Origin of the sequence: Amycolatopsis lurida (assembly GCF_900105055.1) — a bacterium.
Taxonomy (GTDB): Bacteria; Actinomycetota; Actinomycetes; order Mycobacteriales; family Pseudonocardiaceae; genus Amycolatopsis; species Amycolatopsis lurida.
On the sequence record NZ_FNTA01000004.1, the window covers coordinates 3,687,571 to 3,701,994 of the forward strand.

General features: G+C 69.1%; 15 protein-coding genes. 10 read left to right on the plus strand and 5 right to left on the minus strand.

Annotated elements, in window-relative coordinates; genetic code table 11:
* Positions 1 to 75 precede the first annotated feature (75 nt).
* The 3 genes from BLW75_RS22425 (at position 76) to BLW75_RS22435 (ending at position 3,077) form a co-directional block, all read left to right on the plus strand.
* Entirely contained in the window at positions 76 to 615 is a 540-nt protein-coding gene (locus BLW75_RS22425; RefSeq protein WP_034320013.1) for a DinB family protein, read from the plus strand.
* A 25-nt stretch (positions 616 to 640) separates the two neighbouring features.
* Positions 641 to 2,014, plus strand: a complete 1,374-nt coding sequence (locus BLW75_RS22430) for a nitrosuccinate lyase (protein WP_034319948.1) — start codon at positions 641 to 643, stop codon at positions 2,012 to 2,014.
* Positions 2,015 to 2,096: 82 nt separating this feature from the next.
* Positions 2,097 to 3,077 carry a lipoprotein gene (locus tag BLW75_RS22435; protein ID WP_034319945.1) on the plus strand — a complete coding sequence of 327 codons (981 nt, stop codon included), beginning with the start codon at positions 2,097 to 2,099 and terminating at the stop codon, positions 3,075 to 3,077.
* Between the two features lie 3 nt (positions 3,078 to 3,080).
* Here the strand turns inward: BLW75_RS22435 and BLW75_RS22440 are convergent, their stop codons facing one another.
* On the minus strand, positions 3,081 to 3,677 hold the full coding sequence (locus BLW75_RS22440; protein ID WP_034319942.1) for a DUF4383 domain-containing protein: 597 nt from the start codon (positions 3,675 to 3,677) through the stop codon (positions 3,081 to 3,083).
* 132 nt (positions 3,678 to 3,809) lie between these two features.
* Here BLW75_RS22440 and BLW75_RS22445 point away from each other — a divergent pair, with 132 nt between their 5' ends.
* Positions 3,810 to 4,706 (plus strand): serine hydrolase, encoded by an 897-nt coding sequence (locus BLW75_RS22445; RefSeq protein WP_034319938.1) that lies wholly within the window; start codon positions 3,810 to 3,812, stop codon positions 4,704 to 4,706.
* A gap of 45 nt (positions 4,707 to 4,751) precedes the next feature.
* Positions 4,752 to 5,591, plus strand: a complete 840-nt coding sequence (locus tag BLW75_RS22450) for an oxygenase MpaB family protein (protein WP_034319935.1) — start codon at positions 4,752 to 4,754, stop codon at positions 5,589 to 5,591.
* Here the strand turns inward: BLW75_RS22450 and BLW75_RS22455 are convergent, their stop codons facing one another.
* Positions 5,592 to 6,809, minus strand: a complete 1,218-nt coding sequence (locus tag BLW75_RS22455) for an alpha/beta hydrolase (RefSeq protein ID WP_034320010.1) — start codon at positions 6,807 to 6,809, stop codon at positions 5,592 to 5,594.
* 123 nt (positions 6,810 to 6,932) lie between these two features.
* Positions 6,933 to 7,880 (minus strand): alpha/beta hydrolase, encoded by a 948-nt coding sequence (locus BLW75_RS22460; protein WP_034319932.1) that lies wholly within the window; start codon positions 7,878 to 7,880, stop codon positions 6,933 to 6,935.
* A 145-nt stretch (positions 7,881 to 8,025) separates the two neighbouring features.
* Between BLW75_RS22460 and BLW75_RS22465 the strand changes: the two genes are divergently transcribed.
* From BLW75_RS22465 to BLW75_RS22485, 5 genes are all read left to right on the plus strand, one after another.
* The gene (locus BLW75_RS22465; protein ID WP_034319929.1) at positions 8,026 to 8,493 is read left to right on the plus strand and encodes a MarR family winged helix-turn-helix transcriptional regulator; all 468 of its coding nucleotides are present in this window, start codon (positions 8,026 to 8,028) and stop codon (positions 8,491 to 8,493) included.
* A 27-nt stretch (positions 8,494 to 8,520) separates the two neighbouring features.
* Complete coding sequence (locus BLW75_RS22470; protein WP_198935809.1) at positions 8,521 to 9,369, plus strand: SAM-dependent methyltransferase; 849 nt, start codon at positions 8,521 to 8,523, stop codon at positions 9,367 to 9,369.
* A gap of 111 nt (positions 9,370 to 9,480) precedes the next feature.
* Positions 9,481 to 10,017 carry a PadR family transcriptional regulator gene (locus tag BLW75_RS22475; protein WP_034319927.1) on the plus strand — a complete coding sequence of 179 codons (537 nt, stop codon included), beginning with the start codon at positions 9,481 to 9,483 and terminating at the stop codon, positions 10,015 to 10,017.
* Between the two features lie 9 nt (positions 10,018 to 10,026).
* A complete protein-coding gene (locus BLW75_RS22480; protein WP_034319925.1) occupies positions 10,027 to 12,045 on the plus strand; it encodes an NADPH-dependent 2,4-dienoyl-CoA reductase in 2,019 nt (672 codons plus the stop codon).
* Between the two features lie 48 nt (positions 12,046 to 12,093).
* The gene (locus tag BLW75_RS22485; protein WP_034319922.1) at positions 12,094 to 13,047 is read left to right on the plus strand and encodes a prephenate dehydrogenase; all 954 of its coding nucleotides are present in this window, start codon (positions 12,094 to 12,096) and stop codon (positions 13,045 to 13,047) included.
* A gap of 68 nt (positions 13,048 to 13,115) precedes the next feature.
* On the opposite strand, the gene BLW75_RS22490 is transcribed toward BLW75_RS22485, so the two are convergent.
* Complete coding sequence (locus BLW75_RS22490) at positions 13,116 to 13,328, minus strand: antitoxin (protein ID WP_034319918.1); 213 nt, start codon at positions 13,326 to 13,328, stop codon at positions 13,116 to 13,118.
* Between the two features lie 61 nt (positions 13,329 to 13,389).
* Positions 13,390 to 14,322, minus strand: a complete 933-nt coding sequence (locus tag BLW75_RS22495) for a TauD/TfdA dioxygenase family protein (protein ID WP_034319915.1) — start codon at positions 14,320 to 14,322, stop codon at positions 13,390 to 13,392.
* Between the last annotated feature and the right edge of the window lie 102 nt (positions 14,323 to 14,424).

A 14,424-nucleotide genomic window follows, 5' to 3' on the forward strand; every position in this document is an offset into this window, starting at 1 on the left:
CGTCGGCCACCAGGATGCCGGGGCGGCCGCCGGAGCGCCACGGAATTGTCGGGGGTCTCTGCCATGCTCGGAGGCATGGATACGGTACCCGAGGAGAACTACGCGGCCAGCTGGGAAGGCGACCGTCCGGAGCCTCCGCGCGTGGCGAGCGAGCGCGAGATCCTGACGTCCACCCTCGACTGGCATCGCCGCACCTTCGAGCTGAAGTGCCAGGGGCTGACGCCGGAGCAGATGGCCCTGCGGTCGGTGGAGCCGTCGAGCATGTCGCTGCACGGGCTGCTCAGGCACCTCACGGGCGTCGAGCGCTGGTGGTTCCGCCTGCAGTTCGCGGGCGAGGACGTCCCGTTGCTCTATTACTCCGACGAGTGGCCCGAGCAGGACTTCGAGGATCTGGGCGGTGATGTCGAGGAGGCGTGGGCGGCGTGGCGTGCGGAGTGCGTGCGGTCGCGGGAGATCGTGGCGGCCGCGTCGCTCGACGACACAGGCAAGGGCCGTCGCGACGGGGAGCCGTTCTCGCTGCGCTGGCTGCTGACCCATCACATCGCGGAGTACGCGCGCCACAACGGCCACGCCGACCTGCTGCGCGAGCGCGTCGACGGGAGGACAGGCCACTGAAATCCTGAAGTGCGATGCTGGGCCGATGAACGCCGATCCCGATTCCGGCCTCCTGTCCCCGGTCCGCGCCGGCACGCCCGCCGAGGCGGCCACGGGTGATCTCGCCTGGGTGCGGGCGCTGGTGGACACGGAGGCGGCGCTCGCCAGGGCGCAGGCCAGTACCGGGCTGATCCCGCGGGCCGCCGCGGAGGCGATCACCGAGGCCGCCGCGTCGGCCGAGATCGACGTGGTCGCGTTGGCGAGGGCGGCTCGTGAGACGGCGAACCCGGTCGTGGGGCTGATCAAGGAACTGACCGGGGCCGCCGGCACGGAGTACGTCCATCGCGGCTCCACCAGCCAGGACATCTTCGACACCGCGATGATGCTGGTCGCCGCGCGGACGCGGGCGATCCTTGTCGCCGACCTCGAGGCGACGGCGGACGCGCTGGCGGACCTCGCTCGCACGCATCGCGACACGATCATGGCCGGGCGCACCCTCACCGCCCACGCGGTCCCGACCACGTTCGGGCTCAAGGCGGCGGGCTGGCGTCAGTTGACGCTCGACGCGCTCGCCAGGGTGAACCGTGTCGTCCTTCCGGTCTCGCTCGGTGGCGCGGCGGGCACGAGAGCCGCGTACGCCGAGTACGCGCGCCTCGCCGACCTGCCCGACGGCTATCCGCAGCGGCTCCAGACGGCCTTCGCCGAGGAGACCGGTCTCGCCGAGACCACGCTCCCCTGGCACACCCTCCGCACCCCGACGGCCGACCTCGCGGCCGCCCTCGCGTTCACGGCCGCCGCGCTCGGGAAGATCGCGGTCGACGTCCAGTTCCTGACCCGCACCGAGGTCGGGGAGGTCACCGAACCGGCGGGTGAGGGCCGTGGCGGTTCCTCGGCGATGCCGCACAAGCGCAATCCGGTGCTCGCGACGCTGATCCGGTCGGCCGCGCTCCAGGTCCCGGTGCTGGCCACCGGTGTCACCCAGGCCCTGGTCTCCGAGGACGAACGGTCCGCGGGCGCGTGGCACGCCGAGTGGCAACTGCTGCGCGAATGCCTGCGCCTGACCGGCGGTGCCGCGCACACGGCGGCCGAGCTCGCCCGTGGTCTGGTGGTCGACGACGAGCGCATGCGGGAGAACCTCGGCCTCACGCACGGCCAGATCGTCTCCGAGCGCCTGTCGACCGTGCTCGCCCCGCTGCTCGGCAAAGCGCGGGCCAAGGAGGTGCTTGGACGCGCCTCCAAGCTCGCGCTGGAGCAGGACAAGCCGCTCGGCGAGGTTCTTTCCGGCCTGCCGGAGATAACCGGAGTCCTCCCCGCGGATTCCCTCGCCGAGCTGCTGGATCCGGCGAACTACACCGGGTCGGCCGGAGTGCTCACCGACGCCGCACTGGAGGCCCGCGAAGAAATTCCGAAAACTCCTTGAACCGGTCCCGCGCCGGCTCCGTGTAGGGGGTACAAGCTCACCGCGCCAAGCCGCGGAACCCCTACGAACAAGGAGAAATCCCATGCTTCGCAAGCGTTTCGTCGTCGCAGCGGCGTCCGCGACCGTGGGCCTGGTCGTGCTGTCGGCCTGCTCCGGTGGCACCGAGACCGCGGCGCCGGCCGTCGCTCCCGCCGCCGCGGTGGCCGGGGCGGGAGGAAACGCCCCCGCGGCCAAGGGTGAGACCAAGGTGGCCGTGGCCGAAGCCGGCGACCTCGGCCAGGTGCTCGTCGACAAGGACGGGTTCACCTTGTACCGCTTCGACAAGGACAGCGCGAAGCCGCCGAAGTCCAATTGCGACGGTGACTGCGCGAAGATCTGGCCGCCGATGCTGGCCGAGGGCGAGGTCCAGATCGAGGGTGTGGACCAGGCGCTGGTCGGCGAAGTGACCCGCGCCGACGGACGCAAGCAGGTCACCGTCGGTGGCTGGGCGCTTTACCGCTACGCCAAGGACGCCAAGGCGGGCGAAGCGAAGGGACAGGGCGTCGGCAGCACTTGGTACGCCGCGAACGCCAAGGGGGGCAAAGCGGGCCAGGCAGCGAAGGAAGCTCCGGCCGAAGAAAAAGACGGTGCCACGAAGCTCATCGCGAGCAACGTCGACGGCATCGGACCGGCCATTGTGGACAAGGAGGGCTTCACGCTCTACATGTTCACCAAGGACAAGAAGAACAAGCAGCCGACCTGCAACGGTGACTGCGCGAAGGCCTGGCCGCCGGTGCTCGCCGAGGGCGACGTCCAGCTCGAAGGCATCGACCAGAAGCTGCTCGGCACGGTGAAGCGCGCGGACGGCACCACGCAGGTCACCGTCGGCGGATGGGCCGTCTACCGCTACGCCAAGGACGCGAACGCCGGTGAAGCGAACGGGCACGGCGTCGGCGGCACGTGGTTCGTCATCGAGCCCGCCGGCTGCAAGAGCACCGCGCCGGTGAAGAACAAGGCCGCGCAGAGCGGGAACGCCGCCCCCAAGAAGGAGGAAGGCGCTCCCGCCCAGGAGTACGGCTACTGACCCCTAGTGGGCGAGGCCCGGCGGTCGCTCATCACGAGCGATGGTCGGGCCTTTTTCATGCTTCGGCCGTCGCGTGCCGTCGGGAACGGGATCGACGGCCGTGGCGCTGTCGGCCCGGCCCGGCACCACGTTCTCCTCTTCGTCCTCGGGCAGCAGTACCTTGTGCCGCGCGGGCAGGAACGCGATCAGCAGCCCCAAGGCGGCGAGGCCGAGGTGCAGCCAGTTGTCCGTCGCGTTGAGGTTGAACGGGTTCCCCGCCTCCGAGACCGGATTGGACGAAACCGTCCCGGTGATCATCAGCCCCCAGACGAACAGCGCGCCGAAGGCGGCGAACGTCAGGAGACCGAAGACCCTGGACCGGCCCGAGCCGAAGGTCAGCAGCAGACCGATCGCGCCCAGTAGGACGAACGCGAGGTTGTAGAGGGGATTCACCGAGAATCCGAGCACCGTCGCGTCGCTGCGACCGGCGAAATCGGCGAACCCGGTCCTGGTGAAGCCCACGATCCCGAACACCAGGAAGGCCAGGCTCGACAGCCCGGCGAGAACCTGCGCGGGTTGGACACCCGCCGTCCGGATACGAGCGCGTTGTGCACGTGCCATTGCTCCGCCTCCCAGAGTTGGCGACCTTGATTCAGGCTTGGCTGCCGGATACCCCAGGGCCCTCCCGGGCAAACCGAGGCGGCCGAACGGCCTAGCCGTGAACACGATCGGGTGATCCGGTCAACAAGTCGTGTGGGCAAGGTGAGCGGAGTCGTCCTCCTGGTGGGGCTGTGCGTGGGAGCCATTCTCGCGATGGTGCTGATTCCGTTGCCGCGTCCGGGCCCGGCGGCGGTCGCGGTCGCGGCGTCGGGGGACACGGCGATGACCGTCGAAGCGGAACCGGAACCGGTCGAATCCCCGGCCCCGTCCTCCTCGGCGGTGCCAGGACCGCCGCCGAAGGCCGTCGACACCGAGGCCCTCCCCGGCCTCGTCCCCGGCGGGCAGGTGAGCGTGGTCGTCTACGACCGCACCGCCAAGAAGACCACGGTCTCCGTCAAAGCGGACCGGCCGTACACCTCGGCTTCGCTGGTGAAACTGCTCATCGCGCTGGAAGCGCTTCAAGCGGGCGCACCGGCGAGCACCGTGCAACGGATGCTCTCGGTCAGCGACGACGACATCGCCAGCAGGCTGTGGACGGCCCACGGCGGACCCGCCATCGTCACCCGCTGGGCGACCAAGATCGGCCTCGGCGCCACACGTCCCCCCGAGGATCCCGGCCGCTGGGGCGACACCAGGACCACCGCCGCGGACGTCGCGAAGATCTACCGTTACCTGCTGGACCAGGCGGCCGCGGGAACGCGGACGACGATCATGCGGGCGTTGAGCGGCGCGACGGAGAGCGGATCCGACGGCGTCCGGCAATACTTCGGCATCCCGGACGCCGTCGGTTCCCTCCGCTGGTCGGTCAAGCAGGGCTGGGCGTGCTGCCGCGGTTCCCGGATCCTGCACAGCTCCGGCACCGTCGGCGACGATGATCGCCACATCGTCGTAGTACTGACGTCCCAACCGGTGTCGACCACCTACACCGGCGCGGGCAGGCGGGTGACCGAGGTGGCGAAAGCGCTTCGACCGGCTATTGACGACCTGTAAACAAGGTGGGACAGTGGCCGCACGCCGCTCTCTCGGGAGGTCGTCATGAGCATCGAAGCCCGCCTGCCCGCCGTGACCCCGCTCGGCCCGGATTCCGTCGCCTGGCGAGTGGTCGGCGATCGGAGACTGCTGCTCGGCGCGGGGACGGCGTTGCTGCTGCAGGTCGCCCATCCGGTGATCGGCGCCGGCGTGCACGACCATTCGAACTTCACCGAAGATCCGTGGGGCCGCCTCGACCGGACCGTCGATTCCTTGCTGTCACAGGTTTTCGGCGGCCAGGAAGCGATCGCGGAGGCCGAACGGCTCCGGGAGATGCACAAGGCGATCAAGGGCGTCGACCACCACGGCAAGCGCTATCACGCGCTGAACCCCGAGGCCTACTGGTGGGTGCACGGCTCCACGTTCTGGACGGCGGTCCGGTTGCACGACGTCTTCCTGTTCCCCATGCCCCGCCAGGAGAAGTCCAGCTTCTACGCGGAATGGCGACGACTCGGCCTGCTTCTCGGTCTTCGCGAACACCACATGCCAGAAGACTTCGAAGGGTTCGAGGCCTACTTCGACGACGTCGTCGCGAGCCGGCTCGAAGACAATCACACGGTGCGAGAACTACTCCACTCGATCACCATGCGGGACACGCCACCGCCGCCGTGGTGGTTCTTGCCGGAGACCTTGTGGCGCCCCGTCCGTCCGGCCGGCGGGACCGTGCTGACCCTGTGCGCGATCGGCCTGCTCCCCCCACCCTTGCGTGACCGATTGAGTCTCAAGTGGACAGACGCGGACGAGCGTCGCCTCCGGCGCATCGGCACGGTCACGAGGATGGCGGGGAGCCGCGTTCCCGACCGGCTTCGCTTGTACCCCAAGGCTTATCGCGCCAAGCGCGGGTAGTTATTCGACGACGTCGACCAGTGCGCCCTTGGCGCCCGTGTTCGGTAGCGGCCACGGCTTGACCCCGCCGCTGCCGACGATCTTCTTGTCCTGCGGCGCGCTCGGTGGCGCGGTGCGCGCGCCGATCCACGCCAGCACGTCCGGGATCTGGGTCTTGAAGGTGTTCATGTTGTGCCCGGCGTCCGGGATCCGCCAAGTGGACAGCGTCGTGGGCGCGCGGACGGCGGACTGGAGCTGATCGAGCGAGAAGCTCTCGAAATTTTCCTTGTCCCCCGCGATCGCGAGGATGTCGACCGGCGACGGGTGCTTCTGCAGGTTCAAGGTGATCGTGTTCGCGTCGACGATGTCCTGCCTGCCCTTGAAAAGGTTCTCCGTCTCGGCGTCCACCGCGGCCTTGAAGTAGCCGCTGACGCTCGCCGCCTGGCCGTACCACTGCGGGTGGCGCGTCACCAGGTTCATCGCGCAGTAGCCGCCCGAGGACCAGCCCGCCATCGTCCATGCCTTCCGCTGCGTGCTGGCACCGAGCTTCTCGATGGCCCAGTCGCGGATGTCGGCGGTCAGATAGGTGTCGTTGGCCGCGCCGTTGACTTCGTCGACGCATTCGGTGTCGTGGCCGACCTTCGGTTTCCCGGTCGGGTCCGGGATGATCACCAGGGTCGGCGGGAGCACGTGCTTCGCGATGGCTTCGTCGAGCCTGGCGGGCATCCCGTACGGGCCGGTGACCACTTCCGGGCCGGACGGGTAGTTCGGGATCCATTCGATGACCGGGAATTTGAGCGACCGGTACGCGGGATCGTAGTATTGGGGCGGGAAGTACACCGAGACGTCGCGCGTGAGGCCGGTGCGCTTGCCGGTCACCGTCATGTGCACGACGGAACCCTTGCCCTCCCTGGCCCGCATCGCCCCGGCGTCGCGCAGTTTGTCGAGGTCCGAGCCGTTCTCCCCGGCGACGGCGTCGACGCTGTCGGCCGAGTACACGCCGGTGCCGAACAGGGCGCCGACCGTCGGGAAGAACCCGCCGATCATGTTCCCGCCCATCGCGGTGCTGACCACGATCAGCACCACCGCGACGAGGATCGTGCCGCTGCGGCCGAGAAGCTTGCGGCGCCAGCGTTCCCAGAAGAACGGCACGGCGATGATCGCGAGCAGGGCCAGCACCACGACGATGACGAGGTTCAGTGTGGAATCGAGCCGGATGGCACTCAGTCCCAATCCCATGGCGATCGTGTCCCTCTCCGGCGGCGGCGCGCCCCGCACCGCACTTCCCACATCTGGATCAAGAGACGTGCGGCCACCGGAAAGTGTTGTCCAGGGTGACGCGTGTCACCCTGGACGGATCGCTCAGCCTGCGAGCGCGGTGCGCAGCACTCCGATCGCCTGCGCGATCGCGGCTTCCGCGGCGTGCGTTCCGCGCAACGTGTTGAGCATGACGAAGTCGTGCACGATGCCCTGGTACCGCACGGCGGTCACCGGAACTCCGGCCTGACGAAGCTTGGCGGCGTACGCCTCGCCTTCGTCGCGCAGGACGTCGGCCTCGGCGGTGATCACCAGCGCGGGCGGGAGGCCCGCCAGGTCGTCGAGGCTCGCCCGCAGCGGCGACGCGGTGATTTCCGCGCGCTGCGCCGGGTCGGTCGTGTACTGGTCCCAGAACCACTTCATGCCGTCGAGGGCGAGGAAGTAGCCCTCGGCGAACCGCCGGTAGGACTCGGTGTCGAAGTTCGCGTCGGTGACCGGGTAGAAGAGCACCTGCTGCCGGAAGGTGACGTCGCCGCGCTGCTTCGCGAGGAGGGTGAGCGCGGCGGTCATGTTGCCACCGACGGAGTCCCCGGCGATCGCGATCTTCGTGCTGTCGAAACCGTTTTCGGCGCCCCGCTCGGCGACCCACTTCGCCACGGCGTAGTTCTGCTCGATGGCGACCGGGTACCGCGCCTCGGGCGAGCGGTCGTATTCCGGGAAGACGACGGCCGCGCCCGCGCCGACGGCGAGCTCGCGGACCAGACGCTCGTGGGTGTGGAAGTTCCCGAACACCCAGCCGGCGCCGTGGATGTAGACGATCACGGGCAGCGGACCGGTGACGCCCCGCGGGCGGACGATGCGGACTTCGACGCCGTCCACGTGCGTGGTCTCCACGTCCGCGTCGGGCAGTTCGACGTCGCCGCCCTGGACCTCGTCGACGGCCTTGCGCCCTTCGGCCGGCGGCAGCTGGAAGAGGAACGGCGGGGTGGCGGTGGCCTCCACGAAAGCCTGCGCGGCCGGTTCGAGGGCCAGGTTGTGCGGGTTGGCGGTCATCTCTGCCTCCTGAAAGCCGAAGTGGACTAGTCCGAAGATAGCTCGCAACTAAGTTGGGCACAACTAAAACGTACTCAAGGAGATTTGGCTCACTCGAGTGGCGCTCTGCGGCATGATCGACGCACCATGGGGACGAGGAGGACCGATGCCGACGGACAACACCGGATCGCTGTGCCTGGACGATCAGCTGTGCTTCGGGCTCTACGCGGCATCACGGGCCGTGACCGCGCTTTATCGCGTGGTGCTCGACGATCTGGGCCTGACCTATCCGCAGTACCTGGTGATGCTCGCGCTCTGGGAGGAGGACGAGCGGCTGGTCAAGGAACTCGGCACCGTGCTGAACCTCGACTCCGGCACGCTGTCGCCGCTGCTCAAGCGGCTGGAGAAGGCCGGGCTGGTCGAGCGCGTCCGGCAAGCCGACGACGAACGGTCCGTCCGCATCAGCCTGACCGGGGACGGCGCCCGGCTCCGGGAGCGCGCGAGCGGGATCCCGAAGATCATCGGTGACGCGATGGGTCTCGACGCGGCCGGTCTCGCCCGCACCCGCGCGGAGCTCGATCGCTTGACCGAATCCGTGAACGCCTACCGCGAGGCCTACGTCCCAGCCGGTTAGCATGGAATTTCCGGCGCGGACAAAGGGATGACGATGATCGATCACGACGCGGCGCTCAGGGCCGTCGAGAACAGCTTGGACCGGCCGTCCGCGGCCCGGGTCTACGACTACTTCATCGGCGGCGACACCCACTACGCCATCGACCGCAACTTCGCCGAGAAGGTGCGCGAGCGCCTCCCGCTCATGGGCGACTACTGCAAGACCAGCAGGCAGTTCCTCGGCCGGGCCGTCCGGCACTGCGCCGAACTGGGCATCCGGCAGTTCGTCGACATCGGCTCCGGCCTGCCGACGGCGGGCAACGTGCACGAGGTCGCCGACGAGGCGCGGCCGCAGGAGGACACGCACGTCCTCTACATCGACAACGAGCCGATCGCGCTCGCGCATTCGACGCTGCTGCTCGCCGACACCGCCGACCCGGACCGTCACCACGCGATCGCCGCCGACCTGTTCGACCCCGGAGACCTCTGGGACCGGGTGATGGACTCCGGCATCATCGACGTCCGGGAGCCGATTGCGCTGGTGGTCAACGCGGTCATGCACTTCATCAAGGACGAGCAGGACCCCGACGGGCTGCTGGACTTCTACCGCGACCGGCTCGCGCCCGGTTCGCTGCTGGTGCTTTCCCAGATGACCAACGAGAACCCGGCCAACGACGAGGAACGACAGGCACTGCTCGACATCCTCGAGTACTACGAGACCACGACGAACCCCGGTTTCCTGCGCACCATGGACGAGTTCCGGCGGTTCTTCGGTGGCTGGCCGCTGCTGGAGCCGGGCCTGGTCTACGCGCCGGCGTGGCATCCGGACGAGAAGACGATCTTCGCCGCGAACCCCTCGGAGTCCCGCGTCATCGGCGGTGTCGCCCGCAAGCCATAGCTTTTCCCGTGAAGGCCCCCTTCCCTCGGCTCAGCCGAGGGAAGGGGGCCTTCACGTACTTGTGACGCGCGTCGCCTTGCAGTGCAACTAGGTGCATATGAAACTAGGTGCATGGCATTGGAGCACGCGATCCTCGTTTCGCTGTCCGAGCGGTCCGGCTCGGGCTACGAGCTGACGCGCCGCTTCGAGAAGTCCATCGGATTGTGGTGGAGCGCCACCCACCAGCAGATCTACCGTGTCCTCAAGCGGATGGAGGACGCCGGCTGGGTCGCCGTCGCCCCGGTCGCGCAGTCCGGGAAACCCGACAAGAAGGTCTACACAGTCGGTGACGCGGGGCGGGCCGAACTGGCCCGCTGGCTCGCCGAACCCGATCCGTCGGCCACCGCCAGGGAGCTCGCCGTGAAGATCCGCGGCGCCGCCCTCGGCGATCCGGCCGCCGTCGCCGCCGAGGTCGCCCGGCATCGCGACGCGCACGCGGCACGCCTCGACGCCTACCTGCTGATCGAGAAGCACGACTTCCCCGACCCCAGAGTCCTCAGTGGACAGTCGTTGCATCAGTTCCTCGTGCTGCGCGGAGGAATCCGAACCGAACAGGGCCACGTCGAGTGGCTCGAGGAAGTCCTCCGGGCATTCCACCACGATGCGTAAGGACCAGCGATGAGCCAGTACCCGAACCTGCTGTCCCCCCTCGATCTCGGCTTCACCACCCTGCGCAACAGGGTGATCATGGGTTCGATGCACACCGGCCTCGAGGACAAGGAAGCGCATTTCCCGCAACTGGCCGAGTACTACGCCGAACGCGCCCGCGGCGGGGTCGGGCTGATCGTCACCGGCGGCTTCGCCCCGAACCGGACCGGCTGGCTCCTGCCGCTGGCGTCGAAGCTCTCGACGCGCGCGGAAGCCAAGGCGCACAAGCGACTCACCGATCCGGTGCACGAGGCGGGCGGCAAGATCGCGCTGCAGATCCTGCACGCGGGCCGGTATTCCTACCATCCGCTGAGCGTTTCCGCGTCGGGTATCAAGGCGCCGATCAACCCCTTCAAACCGCGGGCCCTCTCCGGGTACGGCGTGCTGCGCCAGATCCGCGCGTTCGCCGATTGTGCCTTCCTGGCCAAGGAAGCGGGCTACGACGGCGTCGAGATCATGGGCTCCGAGGGCTACTTCATCAACCAGTTCCTCGCCGAGCGGACCAACAAGCGCACCGACAAATGGGGCGGGAGCGCGGAAAACCGCCGACGGATCGCCGTCGAGATCGTGCGCCGGACGCGCGAGGCGGTCGGCGAGGACTTCATCATCGTCTATCGGCTGTCCATGCTGGACCTCGTGGAACGCGGACAGCGCTGGGAAGACGTCGTCGCGTTGGCCAAGGAGGTCGAAGAGGCGGGCGCGACGATCATCAACACCGGCATCGGCTGGCACGAGGCGCGGGTGCCGACGATCGTGACGTCCGTGCCGCGCGCGGCGTTCACCTGGGTGACCGGCAAGCTCAAACCGCACGTCGGGATCCCGGTGGTCACGTCGAACCGGATCAACATGCCCGAGGTCGCCGAGGAGGCGCTGGCGAGCGGGGACGCGGACCTGGTGTCGATGGCGCGGCCGTTCCTCGCCGATCCGGAATGGATCCGCAAGGCCGAGAGCGGGCGCGAGGACGAGATCAACACCTGCATCGCCTGCAACCAGGCCTGCCTCGACCACGCGTTCAAGCGAAAACTGGTGTCCTGCATGGTGAATCCGCGTGCGGGCCACGAGACCACGCTGACGCTTTCGCCCACCCGCAAGACCAAACGCGTCGCCGTCGTCGGCGCCGGTCCCGCCGGGCTCGCGGCCGCGACCGGCCTCGCCGAACGCGGGCACACGGTCGAACTGTTCGAAGCCGACGACGAGATCGGCGGCCAGTTCGGGATCGCGCGGAAGATCCCGGGCAAGGAGGAGTTCGCGGAGACCATCCGGTACTACACGCGACGGCTGGAGGTCACCGGCGTCAAGGTGCACCTGGGCACGCGCGTGGCCGCCGCCGACCTGGTCGACGCCGGATTCGACGAGGTCGTCCTGGCCACCGGCGTCACGCCGCGGGTGCCGTCGCTCCCCGGTATCGATCATCCCAAGGTTCTGTCCTATGTGGACGTCGTCCGGCACGGGAAACCGGTGGGCGGCAAGGTCGCCGTGATCGGCGCGGGCGGGATCGGCGTGGACGTCAGCGAGTTCCTGACGCACACCACCTCCCCCGCGCTCGATCTGGACGCGTGGATGGCCGAATGGGGCGTCACCGATCCCGAGCGGGCGGCGGGCGGGCTGACCGAGCGGAAGGTCGAGCCGTCACCACGGCAGGTGTTCCTCCTGCAGCGCAAGAAGTCCGGTATCGGCGCGGGGCTGGGCAAGACCAGCGGCTGGGTGCACCGGGCCGCGCTGAAGGCCAAACGCGTCGAGCAGCTCACCGGGGTCACCTACGACCGGATCGACGACGACGGCCTGCACATCACCGTCGGTGACCGGCCGCGCGTGCTCGATGTGGACAACGTCGTCGTCTGCGCGGGACAGGAGCCGGTTCGCGACCTCGTGGACGAACTGCGCGCGGCCGGGCTGCCGGTGCATCTGATCGGCGGCGCCGACGTCGCGGCCGAACTGGACGCCAAACGGGCCATCGATCAGGGAACCCGCCTCGCCGCCGTTCTCTGACGTGGGGCCTTGTAGATGGCAGGATGAACCCTTGTGCGGGACGTATGCGTGATCGGGCTCGGGTTGATCGGTGGTTCGCTGCTGCGCGCGGCGCATTCGATCGGCCGCACCACGTTTGGGGCGACGACCTCCGAAGCTGACGCGGACGCCGCCAGCAGAGCGGGTTTCGACGTGACGACGCAGGTCGAAGCCGCGCTGGGCAAGGCGGCGGAGCGGGACGCGATGATCGTGCTCGCGGTGCCGCTGCCCGCGGTCGAGGAGGTGCTCCGGACCGTTTCGCGGGTCGCCGGGCACTGCGTGCTCACCGACGTGACCAGCGTGAAGGGCCCGGTGCTCGACTCCGTTCGCCGTCGCGCGCCGTACGCGAAGTTCGTCGGCGGGCATCCGATGGCCGGGACGGCGAACTCCGGCTGGAAGGCGAGCGACCCGGCGCTGTTCGGCGGCGCGGCGTGGGTGCTGGGCGTCGAACACGACACCGATCTGACCGCTTGGGCCGAAGTCGCCCAGCTCGTGCTGGACGTCGGCGCGCATGTCGTGCCGCTGCCGGCGGACTCGCACGACGAGACGGTCGCGCGGATCTCGCATCTGCCGCATATCTTCGCCGCCATCCTGGCCACGATCGGCGCGCAGGGCGGGCCGCTGGCGATGTCGCTGGCCGCCGGGTCCTACACGGACGGCACGCGGGTGGCGGGGTCGAGCCCGGCGCTGGTGCGGGCGATGACCGAGGGCAACCGGGACGCGCTGCTGCCGATCGTCGACGAGGCGCTCGGGCGGCTGGGTGCCGCGCGGGGCTCGCTGGCGTCGACGGGCGGCCTCGCGGTGACGGTCAACTCGGGTCATGAAGGGGCGCAAGCGTTCGCGGCCGCCAAGGACGCGGAACGCGCCGGGGTGCGGGTCAGCCTGAGCGCGCCGGACGCGCGGGACGGCCTGATCGCGCTCGGCGAGCGCGGCGGCTGGATCACCGCGATCGACGGCGACACCGCGATCGGCGAGGTCTCCTGACGCGTTTCGTCCTCTGAATGCGGTCGTCGCCCGCGCGAGGACCGCATCCAGAGGACGAAATGCGAGGGTTACCGGCCCTGGGGCGGGTTGTCGGGGGTGTCGTCGAACTTGTTGATGAAGCCCTTCGCCTTCTCGACCCCGGAGTCGATCTGCGAGTCGTGACCGGAGAACTTCGACTTCGCGAAGTCCGCCGCCTTGTCCAGGCCGCCCTCGATCTTGTCGTTGTGCTCGCGGAGAGCGTCGGTGGCCTTGTTCTTCAATTCGTCGAAGTTGATGCCCATGGCCACATCGTCACACAGGTACCGGCGGAGACGCCCCGGCGATCACCCGTCGTGGGGACGCTCAGAACGGCCGGTCGCCCACGATGGCGACGCGCTCGGCCACGCGCGCGTGCGGGTGGTAGTCGTTGACGGCGTAGTGCTGGGTGGCACGGTTGTCCCAGAAGGCCACCGAACCCGGCCGCCAGCCGAAGCGCACCTGGAACTCGGGGACATGCGCCCGGCTGAACAGGTACCGCAGGAGCTTGTCGCTCTCGTCGCGGTCCATGCCGACGATATGCGTCGTGAACGCCTGGTTCACGAAGAGGGTGCGCCGCCCGGTTTCCGGATGCGTGCGGACGACCGGATGCTCGACCGGCGGGAACGTGTCCTGGTGACGCAGCAGCAGTTCCGGATCGGAGAAGCGGTCGAAGCCGGGGATGAAGTCGTGCACCGCGGTCGACCCGTCGATCCGCTCGCGGACGTCTTCCGGCAGGTTGTCGTAGGCGGCGGCCATGTCGGCCCACATCGTGTCGCCGCCGACCGGCGGGACCTCGATCAGCCGCAGGACCGAACCGAGCGCGGGCTCGGGCCGGAAGGTGACGTCCACGTGCCAGATGTTCTCGAACGCGGGCATGCTCGCCGAGCGGGTGAACCGGGTGGTGTCCGCGGTCTCCCCTTGCGGGATGAACGGGTTGGTCTCCAGTTCGCCCCAGTTGGCGGCGAAGGCGCGCTGGTGTTCCGAAGTGATGTCCTGGTCGCGGAAGAACAACACCTTCCACTCCAGCAGCGCGCGATTCAGCTCGGCGTGGAGAGCGGGCGTCAGGGGCCGGGCGAGGTCGACGCCGGCGATTTCGGCACCGATCACCCGTCCCAGCGGCCGCAGCGCGAAAAGTTCGTACGGGCGTTCTTCGACGCCTTCCGGCAGGCGCCGCAGCAGCCGCGGCCCTTCGAGGATGCCGCCGTCGGGGACGGTCGCGGGGCGGAGACGGACACGGTCGGGCAGGGCGATGGACATACGTGCTCCCAGGGTTCACCGTCGGATGACTTGGCGAGATGAGGAGCTACGCGGGCGGGGAGCCCAACCGTCCACGGCGCAGGAGCAGTGCGGCGACGCCTT